This window comes from Asticcacaulis sp. YBE204 (assembly GCF_000495855.1).
Taxonomy (GTDB): domain Bacteria; phylum Pseudomonadota; class Alphaproteobacteria; order Caulobacterales; family Caulobacteraceae; genus Asticcacaulis.
The window spans coordinates 71,114-89,826 of the sequence record NZ_AWGF01000002.1 but is presented as its reverse complement, the minus strand read 5'-3'; the positions used below and the strand labels follow the sequence as shown (position 1 = coordinate 89,826).

At 62.0% G+C, this 18,713-nt stretch carries 17 protein-coding genes; 9 read left to right on the top strand and 8 right to left on the bottom strand.

The genetic code is table 11. The features are described from left to right. Positions 1 to 5 precede the first annotated feature (5 nt). From AEYBE204_RS24515 to AEYBE204_RS24495, 6 genes are all read left to right on the top strand, one after another. Positions 6 to 785: an ABC transporter ATP-binding protein gene (locus tag AEYBE204_RS24515; RefSeq protein WP_023461052.1), complete on the top strand. Its 780-nt coding sequence runs from the start codon at positions 6 to 8 to the stop codon at positions 783 to 785. Continuing rightward, positions 782 to 1,876, top strand: coding sequence for a PhnD/SsuA/transferrin family substrate-binding protein (locus AEYBE204_RS24510; RefSeq protein WP_023461051.1), 1,095 nt, complete (start codon positions 782 to 784; stop codon positions 1,874 to 1,876). The genes AEYBE204_RS24515 and AEYBE204_RS24510 overlap by 4 nt, the downstream gene beginning before the upstream one ends. Before the next feature lie 3 nt (positions 1,877 to 1,879). Further along, entirely contained in the window at positions 1,880 to 2,863 is a 984-nt protein-coding gene (locus AEYBE204_RS0119885; RefSeq protein WP_023461050.1) for an LLM class flavin-dependent oxidoreductase, read from the top strand. A gap of 12 nt (positions 2,864 to 2,875) precedes the next feature. Then, positions 2,876 to 4,018: an LLM class flavin-dependent oxidoreductase gene (locus AEYBE204_RS24505; protein ID WP_023461049.1), complete on the top strand. Its 1,143-nt coding sequence runs from the start codon at positions 2,876 to 2,878 to the stop codon at positions 4,016 to 4,018. A 22-nt stretch (positions 4,019 to 4,040) separates the two neighbouring features. Beyond that, on the top strand, positions 4,041 to 4,784 hold the full coding sequence (locus AEYBE204_RS24500) for a class II aldolase/adducin family protein (RefSeq protein ID WP_023461048.1): 744 nt from the start codon (positions 4,041 to 4,043) through the stop codon (positions 4,782 to 4,784). 73 nt (positions 4,785 to 4,857) lie between these two features. Continuing rightward, on the top strand, positions 4,858 to 6,615 hold the full coding sequence (locus AEYBE204_RS24495; protein WP_023461047.1) for an ABC transporter ATP-binding protein: 1,758 nt from the start codon (positions 4,858 to 4,860) through the stop codon (positions 6,613 to 6,615). On the opposite strand, the gene AEYBE204_RS24490 is transcribed toward AEYBE204_RS24495, so the two are convergent. From AEYBE204_RS24490 to AEYBE204_RS24455, 8 genes are all read right to left on the bottom strand, one after another. Beyond that, positions 6,612 to 7,559: a LysR substrate-binding domain-containing protein gene (locus AEYBE204_RS24490; protein ID WP_031229814.1), complete on the bottom strand. Its 948-nt coding sequence runs from the start codon at positions 7,557 to 7,559 to the stop codon at positions 6,612 to 6,614. The genes AEYBE204_RS24495 and AEYBE204_RS24490 overlap by 4 nt on opposite strands. A gap of 255 nt (positions 7,560 to 7,814) precedes the next feature. Further along, complete coding sequence (locus AEYBE204_RS24485; RefSeq protein WP_023461045.1) at positions 7,815 to 9,896, bottom strand: TonB-dependent siderophore receptor; 2,082 nt, start codon at positions 9,894 to 9,896, stop codon at positions 7,815 to 7,817. Between the two features lie 142 nt (positions 9,897 to 10,038). Then, a complete protein-coding gene (locus tag AEYBE204_RS24480) occupies positions 10,039 to 11,538 on the bottom strand; it encodes a PepSY domain-containing protein (protein WP_023461044.1) in 1,500 nt (499 codons plus the stop codon). Further along, entirely contained in the window at positions 11,538 to 12,143 is a 606-nt protein-coding gene (locus AEYBE204_RS24475) for a hypothetical protein (protein WP_023461043.1), read from the bottom strand. Before AEYBE204_RS24475 ends, AEYBE204_RS24480 begins: the two co-directional genes overlap by 1 nt. 121 nt (positions 12,144 to 12,264) lie before the next feature. Next, entirely contained in the window at positions 12,265 to 12,834 is a 570-nt protein-coding gene (locus AEYBE204_RS24470; protein WP_023461042.1) for a flavodoxin, read from the bottom strand. 3 nt (positions 12,835 to 12,837) lie between these two features. Then, positions 12,838 to 13,968: an aldo/keto reductase gene (locus tag AEYBE204_RS24465; protein WP_023461041.1), complete on the bottom strand. Its 1,131-nt coding sequence runs from the start codon at positions 13,966 to 13,968 to the stop codon at positions 12,838 to 12,840. A 30-nt stretch (positions 13,969 to 13,998) separates the two neighbouring features. Beyond that, a complete protein-coding gene (locus tag AEYBE204_RS24460; RefSeq protein ID WP_023461040.1) occupies positions 13,999 to 14,850 on the bottom strand; it encodes an aldo/keto reductase in 852 nt (283 codons plus the stop codon). A gap of 1 nt (position 14,851) precedes the next feature. Continuing rightward, positions 14,852 to 15,841, bottom strand: a complete 990-nt coding sequence (locus tag AEYBE204_RS24455) for an aldo/keto reductase (RefSeq protein WP_023461039.1) — start codon at positions 15,839 to 15,841, stop codon at positions 14,852 to 14,854. Between the two features lie 98 nt (positions 15,842 to 15,939). On the opposite strand from AEYBE204_RS24455, the gene AEYBE204_RS24450 reads away from it, so the two are divergent. From AEYBE204_RS24450 to AEYBE204_RS24440, 3 genes are all read left to right on the top strand, one after another. Further along, positions 15,940 to 16,833, top strand: a complete 894-nt coding sequence (locus tag AEYBE204_RS24450) for a LysR family transcriptional regulator (RefSeq protein WP_023461038.1) — start codon at positions 15,940 to 15,942, stop codon at positions 16,831 to 16,833. 211 nt (positions 16,834 to 17,044) lie between these two features. Next, positions 17,045 to 17,566, top strand: a complete 522-nt coding sequence (locus tag AEYBE204_RS24445; RefSeq protein ID WP_023461037.1) for an RNA polymerase sigma factor — start codon at positions 17,045 to 17,047, stop codon at positions 17,564 to 17,566. Further along, positions 17,566 to 18,630: a FecR domain-containing protein gene (locus AEYBE204_RS24440; RefSeq protein ID WP_023461036.1), complete on the top strand. Its 1,065-nt coding sequence runs from the start codon at positions 17,566 to 17,568 to the stop codon at positions 18,628 to 18,630. Before AEYBE204_RS24445 ends, AEYBE204_RS24440 begins: the two co-directional genes overlap by 1 nt. Positions 18,631 to 18,713: the final 83 nt, after the last annotated feature.

Sequence of the window (18,713 nt, the reverse complement as noted above, 5' to 3'; positions counted from 1 at the left end):
GCACCATGCCTTTTGAAACCCCATCCCCCACGGCCAAGCTCAGCATCCAGTCGCTGTCGAAGAACTACGTCATCGACCAGAAGGCTCTGCGTGTCCTGCTCAATATCGACCTCGATGTGCATGAGGGCGAATTCGTCAGCATCGTCGGACGCAGCGGTTGCGGCAAATCGACCCTGCTGCGTCTCGTTTCCGGTCTCGAGAACGACTATTCCGGCACGATCCAGCTCGATGGCAAGGTCATTAACGCTCCCAGTCTCGACCGCGGCATGATCTTTCAGGATCCGTCGCTGCTGCCGTGGATGACGGTGCGCGAAAACGTCGCCTTCGCCTTGGTCAACCAGAATATACCGAAGGCTGAGAAGGATAAGCGCGTCCTCGACCTGATTGACCTCGTTGGGCTGAAGGGCTTCGAGAGCGCCTATCCGAAGGAGCTGTCCGGCGGTATGGCCCAGCGCGCGGCCATCGCCCGCGCTCTGGTCAGCCAGCCCAAGGTCCTGCTGCTCGATGAACCGCTCGGCGCGCTCGACGCCCTGACGCGCCTGCGCTTGCAGAACGAGCTTCAACGCATCTGGCTTCAGCACCGCATGACCATGATCATGGTCACGCACGATGTCGAAGAGGCCGTCTATCTCGGTGACCGCGTCGTCATCATGGACCCGGAGCCGGGCCGCATCCGCCGCATCGTCGATGTGCCGCTGGCCCACCCGCGCGACCGCGCCTCACCCGTCCTGCACGCTATTCGCGACGAAGTGCTCAAAGACCTTACCAACGGAGTCGTCATATGACCGGTTTTAATTCATCCCGTCGCGGTGTTCTGGCGGGCGGGTTCGCCGCTGCGCTCGGCGTGGCCCTGTCCGGCTGCTCGGTGTCGAAGGACAAGGCCGGGATCACCACGCTCAAGATCGCCGTCGTGTCAAGCTTCGCGGGTCAGAAGGTGCGCCTGTCGGGCCTCGACTACGTGGTCGACAAGTTCGGCTGGCTGCGCGAAGGGCTGGAGAAAAAGGGCATCAAGCTGGAATATTTCCCGGCCCCTAACTCCGCCGTCGGCCCCATCGTCAATGAGGCCTTCGCCAACCATCAGATCCAGTTCGCGGGCTATTCCGACCTGCCGTCGATCATCCTCAATGCCAGCAACACGACCGGCAAGACCAAGCTGGTCCTCCCCGGCAACCCCAGCGACTCCTATCTGGTCGTACCAGTAGGTTCCACGGCCAAGTCCATCGAAGACCTGAAAGGCAAGCGTCTGGCCATCCATCGCGGGCGTCCGTGGGAGCTGCCGCTGCTGCGGTTGCTGACCTCGAAGGGCCTGACCTACGAAGATTTCCAGATATTCAATATCAACCCCGACGCCGGGGCCGCCGCCGTGGCGACCGGCGGGGTCGACGGCCTGTTCACCATCTCGGCCTTCGGGCTGGAGGACAAGGGCGTGGCGAAAATCATCTGGTCCACCGCCGATCAGCCGCTCGACTGGAAAAGCTGGGGCGGGCAGTGGGTATCGCGCAAGTTCCTCAGCGACCAGCCCGATATCGCGCAACTGGTCGTCGATAGCTATGTCCGCGCCGCGCACTGGATTTCGGATGAGAAAAACAAGGACGAGATCGTGCTGCTCGGCACGCGCAACGGCACGCCGGAACACATCGTCCGCCGGACCTACGATCAGTCGAACATCAGCTGGAAGGACCGCTGGTCGCCGCGTTTTCCGCCGGAACTTTACACCCATTATCGCGAAGCCTCGGCCTTTGCCAAGCAGAACGGGATTATCACCGGTGACGTCGATGTCGATGCCCTGCTCGACGACAGCCTGGTCGAAAAAGCCCTCAAAACCCTGTCCCTAGAAACCTACTGGGACGCAAGCAAGTTCAAGACTGGAGCCTGAGTCATGGCACTCGAAATATTCTGGCAATTACCCGTCAATGGCGACGGGCGCACCGCCGACCGCAGCCAATGGAACCGTGGCGATTACCAAAACGCCCCGTCGCGGGCGTGGCGCTTCGATCGCGCCCACGGGCACGAAGAGGTCAGCTATTACGACTACCTCGTGCAGGTGGCGCGCGCCGCCGAACTGGGCGGTTTCGACGGGGTGATCATCCCGCAAACCGACGAGGGCGAAGAGCCGCTGATCGTCGCCGGGGCCATTGCCCGCGACGTTCGCCGCCTCAAGCTTGTGCCCGAACTGCCGGCGCATTTCCTGTCGGCGGTCTATACGGCCAAGATCGCCACCAGCTTTCAGCGCCTGACCGGCGGGCGGCTGGTCCTCGATCTGGTGACGCGCGAAGCTGAGCCTGGCGCATGGCACGGTCACGACCGCAGCGTGGCCGAACAGATCGCCCGTGCTGATGAGTTCCTGACCGTGTTCAAGGGTTTCTGGAACGAGAAGCCCTACACCTTCGAAGGGCAGTATTATGAGGTGCTCAACGGCGGCTTCAATGGCCCGCTGGAAGGGCAGCCCCTGCCGGAGATCGTCCTGTCGGGCACGACCGACGAAGCTCTGGTGCTGGGGGCGAAACACGCCGATCTTTATCTCTTCGACTCCGAAAGCCCGGAAATCGTCAGTGCTCATATCGCACGGCTGAAAGCGCTGGCCGGAGATCGTTCGATCCGCTTCGGCCTGCGCGCCGAAATCACCGCCCGTCACACGCAGGCCGAGGCCGAAGCCGCCGCCCATACGCGCGACGGGGAGGGCGATCCGCGCCTCAGCGGCGACTACGATCACGTCGCGCAACGGCTCGAAGCCTATGTCGAGGTCGGGGTCTCCACCCTGATCCTGCGCGCCCGTCCGCATCTCGAAGACGCCTATCGCACCGCCCAGCACGTCCTGCCGCGCCTGTCGGGCTGGGCCGGTCGCTTGCAGAAAACGGCATAAGGAGCAAAAGAAATGGTACAGTTCCACTGGAGACTTCCCACCCACGGCGACCGCGCCGATGTCGCCCTACCGTCCGATACGCGCGGCGACTGGGGCGCGTTGAAACCCGGCAATCTGGCGCCGTCGCCGCACGATCCGGCGGCCTATCACGAGCATCTGCTCGAGATCGCCCGCGCGGCGGAAACCGCCGGTTTCGACGGCGCGCTGATCCCGTCCTTCCCGCAGACCGACGATCCGTGGGTCATCGCGTCGTCGCTGGCGCGGCACACCAGGGCCCTGCGCTTCATGATCGCGTTTCAGCCGCCGTGGATCAATCCGGTCTATGCCGCCAAGGCTGCCGCATCGCTGCAACGTCTGTCGAACGGGCGGCTTCTGTTCAACATCATCACCGGCGGAGGTGGTCCGGGGCAGTTGTGGTGGGGCGACCGCATCGCCCACGACGACCGCTATACCCGCACGACCGAGTTCCTCAATGTGTTCGAGGGCGTGTGGAACGGCGGCCCGTTCAGCTATGACGGCAAGTTCTATCAGGTGAAGGACGCCGGTCTGCCCGCGCCGCTGGCCGGTCAGGTCCGCCCGGAGCTTTATTTCGCAGGGTCGTCGGATGCCGCTTTGACCGCGCAAGGCAAGCACGCCGACTTCAACCTGACGCACATGGAGCCGCTGGACAAGCTGCGCGCCAAGTTCGACCGCGTGCGCGAACTGGCCTCGAAGGATGGTCGCAGCGTCAAACCCGCCATCCGCCTCAACATCCTGGCCCGCGCGACCGAAGAAGAGGCCTGGGCCGAGGTGCGCCGTGGCTGGGCCAATGCCGACTGGGAGGCCATCGAGCGTCAGCGTGCCGCCATGCGCCGGGGCGACGCGGTGGGCTCGCCCATCCCCGAACACCTGCGCCCGACCGCCGACAAAGACCCGAAAGACCTGCAAATCGACGGCTTCTTCTCGGGCCTTGGCATTCTCGGCGCGCAAGGATCGCCGCTCGGTATCGTCGGCTCTTACGAGACCGCCGCCGAACGCATCGACACTTTGCTGGGCCTCGGCGTCGGCGGCCTGATCTTCGCCGGCACGCCGCACCTCGAAGAAGCTTACCGGGTCGGGGAAGAGGTTCTTCCGCTGGTGCGTGGTCGTCAAACGCTGCGTGTGGCAGCGGAATAATTTTAATAGAAAGGATCACATCATGTCCGACATACAATCGATTGCGGGCTTGTCGCCCGAAGCCACCGCCTTCGTCATTCAGGCGCAAAAAGACGCGCGAAAGGCCTTCCGCGTCCTGCGCGAAACGCGCACCATCTCGGCCACCGGCACGCTGGGCTTCGTACAGCGCATCCCCGGCGAAGAGAAGCTGATCAATCTCGGCTATACCGGTCCGTGGGGCGACGACCTCGACGAGGTGCGTACCTCCGTCGTCGGTTTCGACGGCACGGTCTATCTCGGTAAAGCCGGACCCGGCGGCGAAGGCCGTTACACCAAGCTGTTCCGTGAGCACGACGACGTGACGACGATCAGCCACGTTCATACGCCCTATCTGGGGGCCTATGCGCAGGCGCATCGTGAACTCGATTTCCTCTACGTGCCGGTGCAGCGCCACCGCTTCGTCCGCTCGCTGCCGGTCTATGTCGATCGTCTCCAGCCGGAGGTCGACTTCATCCTCGATCAGCTGAAGATCGACGCCGAAATCCCCGGCATCATCGAAGCCAATGGCGGCGCCACCGTCTGGGGCAAGAAGGGCCTGCTGGCGCTGGCCGACTTCATCCTGCTCCTCGAAGAGGGCGCGCAGTTCCAGACGCTCGCCGCCTCGCTGGGCGGCTCCAAGCCCTTCGGCCCCGGTGTCTATCAGCAGCAATGGCGCATGAGCGGCCTGATTCCGAAGACGGCGACCGTCTCACAGGACGGCACCATCCATCAGGAAGCCGCCGAGTAATTCGCGTAACTTTCTACAGGCCCACGCAGGATACCGCGCGGGCCTTCCTACGACTTTATATATCCGGGCCACCATGACCAATATCTGGAAAATCATTCAACTCATCCCGGAATATCGAGGCCGCATTATCGGCCTGATCCTGTCGAGCGCCGTGCTGGGGTTCGGCGCGACCGCGACCCCCTATGTCTTCCGCAGCATCGTCAATACGATCACCGACCTGTTCGGCAACCGCGTCGATTACGACGCCGCCCTGATCGCGGTCGGCTGGGCGGTAGGGGCCTTCGCCGTCATCCGCCTGTTCACCACCCTGTTCGGCTACTGGCAGGACCATCAGTCGGACCAGCTCTGGCTCCACTCCATCTCGACCCTGCGCCGACGGGTGTTCGAGACCATGACCGGCCTGTCGCTCGACTACTATGAGCGAAACCGCGTCGGCGACATCACCGACCGTTTCGGCAACTGCATCACCGTCACCCAATGGCTCTTTCAACTCTCCGAAGGGACGCTGGCCAGCATATTGCAACTCGTCTTCGGGATTATCGTTCTGCTGATAAAGGCTCCGGCCGTCGGCCTCGTCATGCTGTTACTGGTGCCCTATAATCTTATTTCGTCCTACCTCGCCGTCAAGAAAACCAAGCCCCTGCGCCGCCGCTGGAACGGCCTTGTCGGCAAGATGAGCGGCCTGCTCAGCGAAATGGTCAGCCAGATCGCCACGGTACGCAGCTTCGCCGGCGAGCGCATCGTTCAGCGGCGCTATGACGCGGTTCAGGACGAATGGTGGGACGTTCGCCGCACCGAAACCGGCATCGAGCAGCGCTCGGCGGTGGTGGTCAATCTGATCAATTCACTGGCCGTCATCGGCTCGATCGGCTGGGTCGCCTGGGGCGCGCTGCATCAGGCCTATACGGTCGGCGATATCCTGCTGGTCTTTGCGCTCACTCAGGCCGTCATCACGACGATTGTGCCCATCACGCGGCTGGTCAATACGGCGGGCGATGTCGACAGCGCGTCGGAACGCCTTGTCGAGTTGATCGAGGTGCCGACGACAGTCACCGACCGCACCGATGCCGTCGAGGTCGAGCCCATCCGTCACATCGAATTCCGCAATGTCGGCTTCACCTATCCGGGCCAGACGCGCCCGGCGCTCCGCAACCTGTCCTTTACCGCAGGCGAGGGGCAGACCGTGGCGCTGGTCGGACCCAGCGGATCGGGGAAATCGACCATCATCAAGCTGGCCATGCGCTTCTATGACGTAAGCGAAGGCGAAATCCTGATCAATGGCCGCGATATCCGCAGCTATACGCAAAACAGTCTGCGCACCCGCATCGGCGCGGTGCTTCAGGATATCGCCCTGTTCAACGACTCGATCGGCGACAATATCAGCTTCGCCCGCGTCGGTGCCCAGCGCGACGACGTGATCGAAGCCTCAAAAGCCGCCCACGCCGACGACTTCATCAGCCGCTTGCCCGAAGGTTACGACACGATGGTCGGCGAACGCGGCGTGCGCCTGTCCGGCGGCGAAAAGCAGCGCATCGCCATCGCCCGCGCCATCCTGCGCGACCCCAGCCTGATCATCCTCGACGAGGCGACCTCGGCGCTGGACACCGAGTCGGAAAAGCTGGTGCAGGACGGGCTGAAAACCCTGCTCCGGGGCCGCACGGCGCTGGTCATCGCCCACCGCCTGTCGACCATCGCCAGCGCCGACAAGATCATCGTCATGAAGGACGGCCAAATCGCCGAAGAGGGCGACCACGACTCGCTGCTCGACCGTCAGCAGGGGCTCTATTCGCGCTTGCATGGGTTGCAGACGCATGTGGCCAAGGTCGTTTAAATCCCCTCGCCATCAACGAACAGACCGCGCTGGGCCTCGCTCTTGATCCACGCGATGAAGGCCTTGACCGGGGCGGGGAGGGTGCGGCCGCGCGGCCAGACCAGCCAGTAGGCGAAGCTGAGCGGTGTCTGGTCGTTGAACAGCGGCTGCAAACGCCCGGCGGCGATATCGCTTTCGGCAATGGCGCGCTTGGCCAGGGCCACGCCGCGTCCGGCGACGGCTTCGTCGATGACCAGCGCCGGGTCGTTGTAGCGTGGGCCGTCCAGCGCCCTGAGGTCGTCGAAACCGCGCGAGTCGAACCACATCCACCATGACGGGCTCGACGGGTCGTTTTCCGCGCCCATATCGTGCAGCAATCGCGCCTGAAGGATATCCTGAGGGCGATGGAACGGGCCGTGACGAGCGATGAACGCCGGTGAGGCGACCGGGGTAATGCTTTCGCTGAGGATTTGCTCCGCCGTCAGGCCGGGATAGCCGCCGGGGCCATAGCGGACGCAGATATCGATCTCCGACGTCGAAAAATCGACCAGTTTGAGGTCGGCGGACAGCCACGCCTCGTATTCCGGATGCAAGGTGCGGAACGCCTCCAGACGCGGTCGCAACCACTTGGCGGCGAAGGACGGCGGGGCGGAAATCGACACGACATAGCTCTTGCGGTCGGCCTCGCGCAGCAGCCGCGTCCCTTCCAGCAATCGGTCAAAACCTTCGCGCAACGACGGCATGGCGGCGTCGGCGATATCGGTCGGCACCACATAACGCCCCCGGCGCAGGAACAGCGGTTTGCCGACCCAATCCTCGACGGTGCGAATATGCTGGGTGATGGCGCTGGCGGTAACACCCAGCTCATCGGCGGCCCGGGCGAAGCTTTTGAGGCGCACACAGGCCTCCAGCGCCCGGAGGGCATGGACGGGGGGAGGGGTATCGGCGGAGGAGCGAGATTTCATGACGGGCACATGGTGAATGAATCAATCACCTAGGCCCGTGCCGCTCAGTGTTGCGGTTGTTATACTTGATCAGAAATGTGATCGAAATAGGTTATTTCCATTGAATGTCCGCTAGCAGGATTTTCGGTATTAGCCAAATGTCTGCTTTTGGCGCGATCAGGAAGCGATACCGATCTCAATCTTAAAGAAACTCAGCATCGTAAAGGTTTGCCAACAAATGGCCCGGAAAATACATTTCCGGGCCATTTGGTTTTATCAGAACGAATAGTCGAGACTGACGATCGCGCTGCGCGGGGCGGCATAGAAGGACTGCCCCCAGCGCAGCCCGCCCCAGTATTTTTCGTCGAAGGCGTTCTTGACGTTGAGCGAGGCGCGAACCTTGTCGGTTACCCGGACGCTGCCGAACAGATCGACCACGCTGTAGGCCTCCTGCTTGATCGTCGTGGTCAGGGCCGTCGTTTCGACATCGCTCTGCCAGCGCAGCGACGCACCCAGCTTGAGGTCGTTATACTGCGGCAGGTTGTAGGTCGTGCTGATTTTCAGCGATCGACGCGGCAGGTAGAGGCGAACGTCCTGACCGGCGCTGTTTTCGATCGACAGATCGGTCCAGCCGCCATTGATGCTCCAGTCTGGCGTGATCTTGCCCGAGACTTCGAACTCGTAGCCTTTGACGATAGTATCGACACCGGCATAATAGGAGTCCCAGGTATTGGGGATATAGCCGACGAACTCGGCCAGATTACTCTGTTCCGACTTGAAGACCGACGCCGTGGCGTAGAGGCGGCGGGCGAACCATTCGGTTTTTACACCGGCTTCGTAGCTCTTGCCTTCCGCCGACGGCAGACGCTTGCGGTTGATATCGACCTCGGCCTGCGGATTGAAGATGTCGGTATAGCTGGCATAGAGCGAGACATTGGCATTTACGTCGTAGGTCGCGCCGACATAGGGGCTGACCTTGTTCTCAGAGCGGTCCTGCGTCACGCCGTAGGAGACGCCGGTTGTCGTCAGGTCGATGGCGTTGAAGCCGACAAGGCCTTTGAAGCGGTCGGTAAAGTTCAAATGGATGGCGGCATAGGCGCGCGTCAGCTTATCGGTGACATTGGCCGCTTCGTACGGCGTGGCGAAGGTGGTGGGTTCGGCCGGGGCGACGATCTGAGCGCCCTTATAGGCAGGATAGGCGAAGGCTGCGGCCTCGCCCGCCCAGCGCAGGGTGTCGCTTTTATTAGAGTTGACGCCGACCACAACCTGATGCTCACGCCCGAACAGCGAGACCTGACCGTTGGCGACGAGGTCGAACAGGTTCTGCTTCCAGCTTGAGGGGTAATAACCCGCAAAGCCTGCCACGCCGAGGCCGGTCGTTGTGTCCGGATAGTTGTAGGCGTAGGTCAGCTTGGCTTCGTCGCTCAGGTTTTTGTAGGTATAGATGCCCTTGACGGTCCAGCCGTTGTCGAACTGATAGGAAAGTTCGGTGAAGGTCGTGGCATTGTGCGTGTCCCAGTAGGTCCACGGGGCCGAGGTATTGGCCGAAACGTCGTAGTTGATCGGCGTGCCATCGGTATAGACCAGTGGCAGGGCGCCCCAGTTATTGCCGGTGGCCAGATTGTCCTGCTTGGAATAGCCCGCGGTAGCGTTCAGCTTGGGCGTGATATCCCACGACAGGACACCGTAATAGACGTTCCGGTTGACGCTGTAATAGTCGAGATAGGACTCCGTATCGGTATTGGCATAGACGAAGCGACCGGTCAGGGTGCCGCTTTCATTCAATGGCCCGGACACGTCGCCGGTCAGGCGCAGATGGTCCCAGCTGCCGTAGCTGGCCGAGGCATTGGCGCGGAAATCCTTCGTCGGGCGCTTGCGGATATAGTTGATCGTCGCCGACGGATTGCCCGTGCCGGTCATCATGCCGTTGGCGCCGCGCACGGCTTCGATGCGCTCGAAAATGGCCACATCCAGCGCGCCGGTTTGCAGGCCCCAGTCGAGCGGCTGCCCGACGCCGTCGACCTGAAAATTGACCACGTCGAAGCCGCGCGAATTGAAGTAGGTACGGTCGGTTTCAGAGGCTTCGACATTGATGCCGGGCAGGGTCGAGAGAAGCTGGTTAGCGTCGGTGAGGGCGAATTCCTTCATCTGCGCGGCGGAAACGACGGTCACCGACTGCGGCGTCTGACGGAGGCTGAGGTCGAGGCCGGTCGCCCCGGCGGACTCGCGGATGACGCGCTTGCCCAGCACGACGACTTCGGTCGGTTCGGCGTCAGGTGCATCGGCGGCGAAGGCGGGCAGGGCGAGGCTGGCGAGCAGTAAGGCGGAGGCGGAACCGAGGAGGTGGCTACGGGACATGGGGATACCTTTTACAAACGCGGCACACACAAAGCCGCCATCTAAGAATGCGTCGCACTTACGCCTTTGGCGGGCCGTGTCAAGTAAATTGCGAATCGATTGCAATCTTGAAACACGATTTGTGCAAAGATGGATTTTGAGGTCACACCTCTGTATTTGCAGGACTCTTTTGCTTACGTATGGTCAATCCGATGAAGCCGAGACCCAGCAGCAGCAAGGTCAGATTGACCTGCACGGCGGCGACGCTGAACGATTGATGGACGGCCTGATGCACCACGACCATGGCGATCAGAGACAGGCCCAGACCCAGACGCATCAGTCTGGATACGGTCTGGACGGGGGCTTGCGTGAATTTCGGGCTGATCAGGGTAACGATGGTGAGCGCCGCCATGCCGTCCCAGAACACCGCGACCGGCGATAGATGCAGGCTCATGGCCAGGGCGAAGGCCAGCGCGATCAGGGCGGGGGCGCCGTAGATCAACACCGTCCATAGCCGGTGGATCAGCGGACGCGGCTTGCCCTTTTCGGCCGATTTGATCAGCCAGATATCCATCCCGGCGGCGATCATCACGGTCAGGCCGAAGCCGAGCAAGGCATAGATCAGCTTGACCGACCAGCCGCCGAAATCGCCGAAGTGCAGGCTGTACAGACTGGCGGCGACCTGACGCCCGGCGGGGCCATCCGACAAATGATAGCTGCCCTTGAGATGGCCTTTGGCATCGAAGCGCCACGCCTCGCCATAGACCAGCCGCTGGGACGGCTTGGTAGTGATCTCCAGAAACTCGGTCGGGGTGCCGACCATGCGGACGGCGATAAAGCTGACCGGTTCCCCCGGACGCGCGGCCTCGATCTGACGCAGGGCGGTGAGGAGCGCGCCGTCGTGCAACGGCTTGCCGCCGGTGGCGGCGGTGATCTCCGCCTGACTGCCGAAGATGGGTTCGTAGGCCTTCAGGCTGTTGCCCTGATAATAGAGGAGACCCATGGTCAGGGCGACCAGTTGCCCCAGCCCGATCAGGGTGCCGGTCAGCGTAATGATCAGGCCGAAGGGCAGGGTCCACGCGCCGATGCGGTTGTGCAGGTCGGCACGCGTCAGATGGCCTTGCTTGCGCAGACGGAAGGCGAAGGCGTCGCGGAACATCTTGGGGTGCGACAGGGCACCGCCGATCAGCAGCGCCATCATGCCGACCCCGAACAGGCAGACGACGATCATACCGAAGCTTTCCGGCAGGTGCAGATAATAGTGCAGTTCGGTCAGGAAATGCGTCAGGTCGTGGTTGGCCGGACCTTTGAAATTACCCTGCGCATCGTAGCCGCGCGCTTCGTGGCCGTAGCCGATGACGAGGCGTGGGGCGTTGTCCGTCGGCGGGCTGATATAGATGTCGGTATCGAACGGCCCGCGGTGTGTGTCGGCCAGCATGACCACGCGCGTGTCGGCGGTGGCCCGCGCGATGGCTTCGGGGGTGACCTCGGAAAATTCCGGCAGGTTCGGGCGCTCCCAGCGCTCGAACTCGACATAATAGACGCCGACCCAACCGGTCAGGCAGATCAGGTAGAGGATGGCGCACAGGGCAAGGCCGAGGATCTTGTGACCGTGCAGGACGCGACGGACAAAGGCGGCGGGAACTTTGGGCCAGATCGTCATCAGTGTGCTCCCGTCACGAGCGGCAGGCCGACCACGGCGGCGCTGACCGCACCGGTCAGGCTGAGGACACCCAAGGCGCGCCACGGACGCTGAGCACTGTTGCCGATCACGAGGCCGATCACCGAGGCGGTGACGAAGGCGAAGACTGCCCACGCATAGCGGGTCGAGCCGTGACCGGGCATGTAGAGCCAGGCCACCATGCCGACGGCCATACCCATCAGCGGCGAGATCACGAAACTGGACAACAGACGGGCGACGATCCGGCCGCCCTTGCGCAGGCTGAAGCGCTCTTTCACGTCGGGCAGGCTCCGGGCGCGGCGGTCTTTTTCGGGCTTGTGCCGCGCGGGATCGTCCTTGGCATTGCGCCACGCGATCAGGGCCAGCGGCAGGCTCATGGCGATCAGGCACCCGACCGGCAAACCGAAGTCCGGCTCATAGGCCAGCATCCACAACACCGCCGACACCGCCAGAGCCAGCCACGCCACCGGTACGGCGGCGCGGTCGAACCCCGCCGGCAATCCCTGACCCCGCCATTTGAGATAGAGAAGGACGATGGCGAGAACGATCAGGATGACCGCGAGACACGTAACGACTGAACTGAACATCGGGCTGCGATATCAGGATGCGCGCCACGTGTAAACATATCTTGCGACGCATTCTCAGGTCTGCGAGAGCTTTATTGCTGCGGGTTTCCTTAAGGAGGGGCGCGACTGAGAAGGCAGGGCTTTAATTTTCAGCGAGTTGACTAAGCCATGCTCGAACTTGGGTGAGCGTGCGCCGCTCCTGATCGGCCTCCATGATGAAGGGAGGTTCGATCTGCGCTGTGGGGGCATGGGCTTTCAGTACGCTTAGGCTGTTGCCGAGCCCATAGCCGCCGTGAGTGATGAGCGGGCGGATGACCTTGCTCGATGTATCGTGCGTCTTAAGAAATGACCGAATGACAGGCGGCGCGGTTTCGCCCCAGATCGGAAAGGCGAGGTAGATATCCCCGTAACGGTCGAAGTCGGGCACCGTCCCGAGCAGGGGCGGCTCAATGCCCCGGTCACGTTCGATCCGGGCCTGTTCGACCGTGGCTTCGTAATCGTCGGGGTAAGGCGTCTTCGGCTGGATCTCGAACAGGTCCGCCGGCAGGTCGCGCTGCACCGTTCCGGCAATCACCTTTGTGTTGCCGGAACGGGTAAAATACGCCACGAGTATCTTCGATTTTGCCATGTCACGGGCCTCCGATGCCACTGGCGAACAGGCCGACAGCAGGATCGGCACGGTCAGCATCACACGTCTCGACAGATCGGTCATGGTTTAACCCTTCACCGGGGCCTCGACATTGGAAAAACGCAGCACGGCTTCGGGCAGACGAGCGCCCTGCACCGCGATGGCGGCGACGGCGGCGTTCAGTTCGCTGCGTTCGGCGGCGGTGAAGGTGAGGTTCGCCGCGCCGGTATTTTCCAGCATGTGCGCCATCTGGGTGGTCCCTGGAATGGGGACGATCCACGGTTTCTGAGCCAGCAGCCACGCCAGTGCGATCTGAGCGGGTGTGCTCTGCTTGCGTGCGGCCCAGGTCTTGAGCAGGGCAACCAGCTTCAGATTGTTGGGCAGGTTCTCGCGGGCGAATCGTGACTCGGACTTGCGGATATCGCCGTCGGCATAGGCGGTGCGCTCATCTATGGCACCGGTCAGGAAGCCGACCCCCAGCGGGCTCCACGGCACGAAGCCTATACCCAATTCCTCGCACACCCCCAGAACCTCGCTTTCCGGCCCGCGCCACAGCATGGAATATTCGCTTTGCACCGCGCTGACCGGCAGTTCGGCATGGGCACGGCGTAGCGTATTCAGCCCCATCTCGCACAGACCCCAGTGCAGCACCTTGCCCTGCTGCTTCAGGTCTTTGATCACGCCGGCAACGTCCTCGATCGGCACGGCGGGATCGACGCGGTGCTGATAGAGCAGGTCGATCCGGTCGGTGCGCAGGCGCTTCAGCATGTTATCGACGACGACCTTGATATGGTCAGGACGGCTGTTCAGGCCCGGCAGACGCTGGCCCGTGGCTTGATCGATGTTCCAGCCGAACTTGGTCGCGATAACGATCTGGTCGCGGAAGGGCTGGACGCCTTCGCCCAGAATACGTTCGACCTCATGCGGCCCATAGGCTTCGGCGGCATCATAGAAGGTTACGCCGTTGTCGAAGGCCTTGCGGATGATGTTGTGCATCTCCGGACGGCTGGGGATCGTGGTCTGATAGGTACGGCTCATATTCTGCACCCCGATCCCGACGGCGGAAACCTCCAGCGTGCCGAGCTTGCGGCGACCCGGACGGTTCGCGGTCGCTGCGGAAGCTTGCGCTCCGGCGGGCGCGAGCAACGGCGCAGCCCCGGCAACGGCAGCCCCGAACAGGATCTGGCGGCGATGGGGTGAAACGGCTTTCGGGGGCATTGTATGTCTCCTGTGAGCTGTGAGGGGTCGTCAGATGTCGAGCTTGCGCTCGCTCATCCATTTGACGATGTCAGGGTCACGGTGCGAAAAGAAGCTTGAGGTACCGGTGTCGAGTGCCGCGATCCGCGCCATATCCGTCTCGTCGAGCGCGAAGTCGAACACGGCCAGATTTTCAGCCATACGCGCCCTGCGAACGGATTTGGCGAGCACCACGATATGCCGCTGGACCAGCCAGCGCAGGACGACCTGACCCACCGACTTTCCGTATTTCTGCCCGATCTCCGTCAGGACCGGATTTTCGAACAGACCGTTGCGGCCTTCGGCGAAGGGCGCCCACGCCTCGGCCTGAACGCCGATCCCTTCCATAAAGGGGACGCTGTCCACCTGCTGCTGGAACGGGTTGATCTCGACCTGATTGACGGCAGGCGTGACCTCGTTGAAAGCCTTGATATCCATCAGGCGGTCGGGGTGAAAATTGCTCACGCCGATGGCCCTGAGCTTTCCGGCCCGATAGGCATCCTGCATGGCGCGCCACGAGCCGTGGACGTCGCCGAACGGCTGATGGATCAGGTAGAGGTCGAGATAGTCGAGACCGAGACGCTTTAACGAACCGTCGATGGCGTCGCGCGTCTTGTCGTAGCCCGTGTCCTGTACCCACAGTTTGCTGGTCACGAACAGGTCGAACCGATCAACGCCGCTGTTTTTAAGGCCCGCGCCAACGGCAGCCTCATTGAGGTAGGAAGCGGCGGTGTCGATCAAACGATAGCCGCTGTTGATCGCGTCGATAACGCAGCGCTCGCAGTCTTTGGGATCGGGAATTTGAAACACGCCAAAGCCCAGTATGGGCATGGTCACGCCGTTATTGAGGGTAAGATTTTGCATCTCAGCGCCCCACCGTCGTCATGAGATGGGCGGGGTAGCGGTCACCTTCGACCGTAATACCGGCAGCCGCGCTCTGGATGTCGGCAAGGTCGGCGGGCGTCAATTCGACCTCGGAAGCGGCCAGATTTTCTTCTAGGCGGTGCAGCTTGGTCGTACCGGGAATCGGTACGATCCACGGTTTTTGCGCCATCAGCCAGGCGAGCGCGATCTGAGCTGGTGTTGCTCCCTTTGCCTGTCCAATGCGCCTGAGCAGATCAACCAGAGCCTGATTGGCTTGCATCGCTTCGGGCGTGAAGCGCGGCAGGCTGGCGCGAAAATCGCCTTCGGCGATGGTCGTATCCTTCGACATGGCCCCGGTCAGGAAGCCCTTTCCCAGCGGACTGTAGGCGACACAGCCGATGCCCAGTTCCTCGCAGGTTTCCAGAATGCCATTGGTCTCAGGACCGCGCGTCCATAGCGAATATTCGTTTTGCAGGGTCGTGACGGGTTGCACGGCGTGAGCCTTGCGCACCGTGGCGGCACCGGGTTCGGACAGACCGAAATATCGTACCTTACCGGCAATGATCAGGTCTTTCACTGCCCCGGCGACATCTTCGATCGGCACGTCGGGATCGACGCGATGCTGGTAGAAAAGATCGATGACCTCGACGCCCAGGCGCTTCAACGAGGCCTCGGCGACGGCGCGGATATGGTCAGGACGGCTGTTCAGCCCGGCCTGTTTGCCATCGACGATATTGAAGCCGAACTTGGTCGCGATAACCACATCCTCACGCACCGGGCGCAGGGCTTCACCGACCATTTCTTCGTTGGTGAAGGGGCCATAGACCTCGGCCGTATCGAAGAAGGTCACGCCGCGTTCGACCGCCTGACGGATCAGGGCGATGCCTTCGTCGTTTGACACCGCCGTGCCGTAGCCGAAGTTCAGTCCCATGCAGCCGAAGCCGAGGGCGGACACCTTCAGGCCGTGGGTTCCGAGTGTTCTGGTCTGCATATCCATATCCTTTGTACTGATCCGGACCTAACCTAGGCGTGCTGGACAATTTTGATTAGCCGCTATAATCGGGATGCCATTATTAGAAAGTCTAATGAATGCCGACGCCCAGTTTCGACGATCTTGCCGCCTTTGCTCAGGTGGCGCGCGAACAAAGCTTTACCCGTGCCGCCGCTAAGATGGGCGTCTCGCAATCCGCCCTGAGCCAGACCGTGCGCGCGCTTGAGGAGCGACTGGGTTTGCGCTTGCTGACGCGGACGACCCGCAGCGTTTCGCCGACCGAGGCGGGTGAGCGCCTGCTGCGCACGCTGGCCCCGAGGCTGGAGGAAATCACCAACGAACTTGAGGCGCTGAAGGCGCTCAGGGATCGCCCTGCCGGGACCGTCCGGATCACGGCGGGCGAACACGCGGCCGTGTCGGTTCTGGAACCGGCGCTCGCGCCGTTCCTGCGTGACCATCCGGAGGTCAATGTCGAGATCATCGTCGACTATGGTCTGACCGACATCGTGGCGGAGCGTTTCGACGCCGGGGTCAGGTTGGGGGAGCAGGTCGCCAAGGACATGATCGCCGTGCGGATTGCGCCGGACATGCGGATGGCCGTGGTGGGGTCTCCCGACTATTTCCGCGAGCGGTCAATACCGCAGACGCCGCAGGAACTGACGGGGCACAACTGCATCAATATGCGTCTGCCGACCTATGGCGGGCTGTTTGCCTGGGAGTTCGAGAAAGACGGACGTGAGGTCAAGGTGCGGGTGGACGGGCAACTGGTTTACAACAATCTCGCCCTGCGCGTTAACTCGGCGCTCGACGGTTTGGGCCTGTGCTATGTACCCGAAGACGCGGTTTTGGAGCATATTGAGCAGGCCCGCCTGATCCGCGTACTCGAAGACTGGTGCGACCGGTTCTCCGGTTATCACCTCTACTACCCCAGTCGTCGCCATTCGCCCGCGCTCACCGCCGTGGTGGAAGCGCTGCGTTACCGGGGCGCATGAGAACAGTCAGTGGTCGGGATATTGGTCGTCGCTGACGTGTTCCAACCAAATTGCCGATTTCTCGTACAGAGCCTCGGCGATGGCGATACCGTTCGAGCGCGCAGGCGTGGAAGAAAACACAAGCGTGATATCTTTTTCATCTGGTATGTGAGGATTTTTGGATCAGGTTCATCTATTCATATGAAGGTATGTTGTCCTTGCAGGTCGTAAGATGAATGAGGCGTCGGGGCAGAGTAGGGAGTGGGAGGCGTTCAGCCACCTTCTGGTGCGCTATACCCCGGCTATCCGCAATTACCTGGCGCGCCGGACGCGGTCGCCGTCGGAGGCGGACGACCTCACTCAGGAAGTGCTGGCCAGGGTGCTCAAACGTGCCGAGAGCGGCCCCATCGACAATGTCGAGGGCTATTTGTTTCAGGCGGCGGCCAATCTTTTGCGTGAATCGGGGCGGCGCAACACCCTTCGCAATGCCGCACAGGTCATCGAAATCCAGCCGGAACTGCTCGAGGGCGAGGACGCTCAGACACCCGAGCGCATACTTATGGGGCGCGATGCGGTTCGGCGTGTTAAGGCCGCTTTGAACGAATTGCCGGAACGTACCCGGGCCATATTTATACTGAGCCGTTTCGAGGATATGAAGGGGGCCGAGATCGCCCGGCGGTTGGGCATATCGGCGTCGGCGGTAGAAAAACACATGATGCGGGCCTTGGCTCATTTGAGGAGCTGCGCGCAGTGATGACCAAGTCAACTGTCATGATTAAAGGGTTACCGAACGATACACAGGAAGCCGCCGACTGGTGGCTGGCGCGGCGCGCACTGGGGACGCTGACCACGCGCGACGAAGCCGCGTTTCAGGCGTGGCTATCCCATCCGACTCACGCCGAAGCCTACGCGGCCGCTAGTGAGTTGTTCGATGATCTCGGCGCGTTGGCAGCGGAGCCGGAAATGCTTCAGTTGCGCAAGGAGGCGCTTGGGGTTGTCCCGGAAGTCCGCTCGAACCGGATGCGCGTGGCCGCGTCGATCGGTCTGATGTTCATTGCCGGCGCGGCGGTATTCGGGGCCATAAGCGCTCGTCCGGACTATGCGTCCAATCGTTCTGAAACCAACCTCGCCACGACGAAGCGTTACGAAACGCGTCTGGGCGAGCGTCGCAAGGTGTCTCTTGACGACGGCTCTGTCGTGTCGATGAACACGGATACGATCGTCGAAGTGGCTTTTTCGAAACATCGCCGCGATATCCGGTTATTGCGTGGCGAGGCCCTGTTCGAGGTGGCGCACAATACCGCCTGGCCTTTTGTCGTCACCGCAGGGGATCGCCACGTCGTGGCCGTGGGTACGGCCTTCAATGTCCGGCTGAACGGCGATAAGGTTAAGGTCGTGCTGGTCGAGGGTAAGGTTCTTGTCGAACCGTTACAGCTGAAAGGCATCGAACGCGTGCTGCCACAGTTGGGGGCGGAACAGCTTGTGGCGGGGGAGCAACTGACCGCGACGACCGGCGTCAGCGATGTCAAGGTAGAGACAGCGGACGTCAAGCGCTCGATCAGTTGGCAGGAAGGGCAGGTCGTCTTCCGTGACGATGCCCTTTCGGCGGCTGTGGCCGAGTTCAACCGCTATTCCGACGCGCGCATTCTGATCAATGATCCGAAGGTCGCTGATCTGCGCGTCAGCGGCATATTCCGGGTCGACCATCCGCAGAATTTTCTGGAGGCTGTAACGGGGTTTTATCCGGTCGAGGCCCGGCGGACGTCGGCCGGTACGACGGAGCTGGTCTGGCGCGAGAGTAAGGATATAAAAAAATAATATAAGAGAGGTGAGGAGTCCGCCCGAGCATTCATCTTACAATTCAGAGGCCCACATAATGAGGGCCCGCTGCCACCAAAAAC

Excerpts from the sequence above, each read along its gene's own strand:
- AEYBE204_RS24515 (WP_023461052.1), top strand. The coding sequence starts at position 6 with ATGCCTTTTGAAACCCCATCCCCCACGGCCAAGCTCAGCATCCAGTCG.
- AEYBE204_RS24510 (WP_023461051.1), top strand. The coding sequence starts at position 782 with ATGACCGGTTTTAATTCATCCCGTCGCGGTGTTCTGGCGGGCGGGTTC.
- AEYBE204_RS0119885 (WP_023461050.1), top strand. The coding sequence starts at position 1,880 with ATGGCACTCGAAATATTCTGGCAATTACCCGTCAATGGCGACGGGCGC.
- AEYBE204_RS24505 (WP_023461049.1), top strand. The coding sequence starts at position 2,876 with ATGGTACAGTTCCACTGGAGACTTCCCACCCACGGCGACCGCGCCGAT.
- AEYBE204_RS24500 (WP_023461048.1), top strand. The coding sequence starts at position 4,041 with ATGTCCGACATACAATCGATTGCGGGCTTGTCGCCCGAAGCCACCGCC.
- AEYBE204_RS24495 (WP_023461047.1), top strand. The coding sequence starts at position 4,858 with ATGACCAATATCTGGAAAATCATTCAACTCATCCCGGAATATCGAGGC.
- AEYBE204_RS24490 (WP_031229814.1), bottom strand. The coding sequence starts at position 7,559 with ATGAAATCTCGCTCCTCCGCCGATACCCCTCCCCCCGTCCATGCCCTC.
- AEYBE204_RS24485 (WP_023461045.1), bottom strand. The coding sequence starts at position 9,896 with ATGTCCCGTAGCCACCTCCTCGGTTCCGCCTCCGCCTTACTGCTCGCC.
- AEYBE204_RS24480 (WP_023461044.1), bottom strand. The coding sequence starts at position 11,538 with ATGACGATCTGGCCCAAAGTTCCCGCCGCCTTTGTCCGTCGCGTCCTG.
- AEYBE204_RS24475 (WP_023461043.1), bottom strand. The coding sequence starts at position 12,143 with ATGTTCAGTTCAGTCGTTACGTGTCTCGCGGTCATCCTGATCGTTCTC.
- AEYBE204_RS24470 (WP_023461042.1), bottom strand. The coding sequence starts at position 12,834 with ATGACCGATCTGTCGAGACGTGTGATGCTGACCGTGCCGATCCTGCTG.
- AEYBE204_RS24465 (WP_023461041.1), bottom strand. The coding sequence starts at position 13,968 with ATGCCCCCGAAAGCCGTTTCACCCCATCGCCGCCAGATCCTGTTCGGG.
- AEYBE204_RS24460 (WP_023461040.1), bottom strand. The coding sequence starts at position 14,850 with ATGCAAAATCTTACCCTCAATAACGGCGTGACCATGCCCATACTGGGC.
- AEYBE204_RS24455 (WP_023461039.1), bottom strand. The coding sequence starts at position 15,841 with ATGCAGACCAGAACACTCGGAACCCACGGCCTGAAGGTGTCCGCCCTC.
- AEYBE204_RS24450 (WP_023461038.1), top strand. The coding sequence starts at position 15,940 with ATGCCGACGCCCAGTTTCGACGATCTTGCCGCCTTTGCTCAGGTGGCG.
- AEYBE204_RS24445 (WP_023461037.1), top strand. The coding sequence starts at position 17,045 with ATGAATGAGGCGTCGGGGCAGAGTAGGGAGTGGGAGGCGTTCAGCCAC.
- AEYBE204_RS24440 (WP_023461036.1), top strand. The coding sequence starts at position 17,566 with ATGACCAAGTCAACTGTCATGATTAAAGGGTTACCGAACGATACACAG.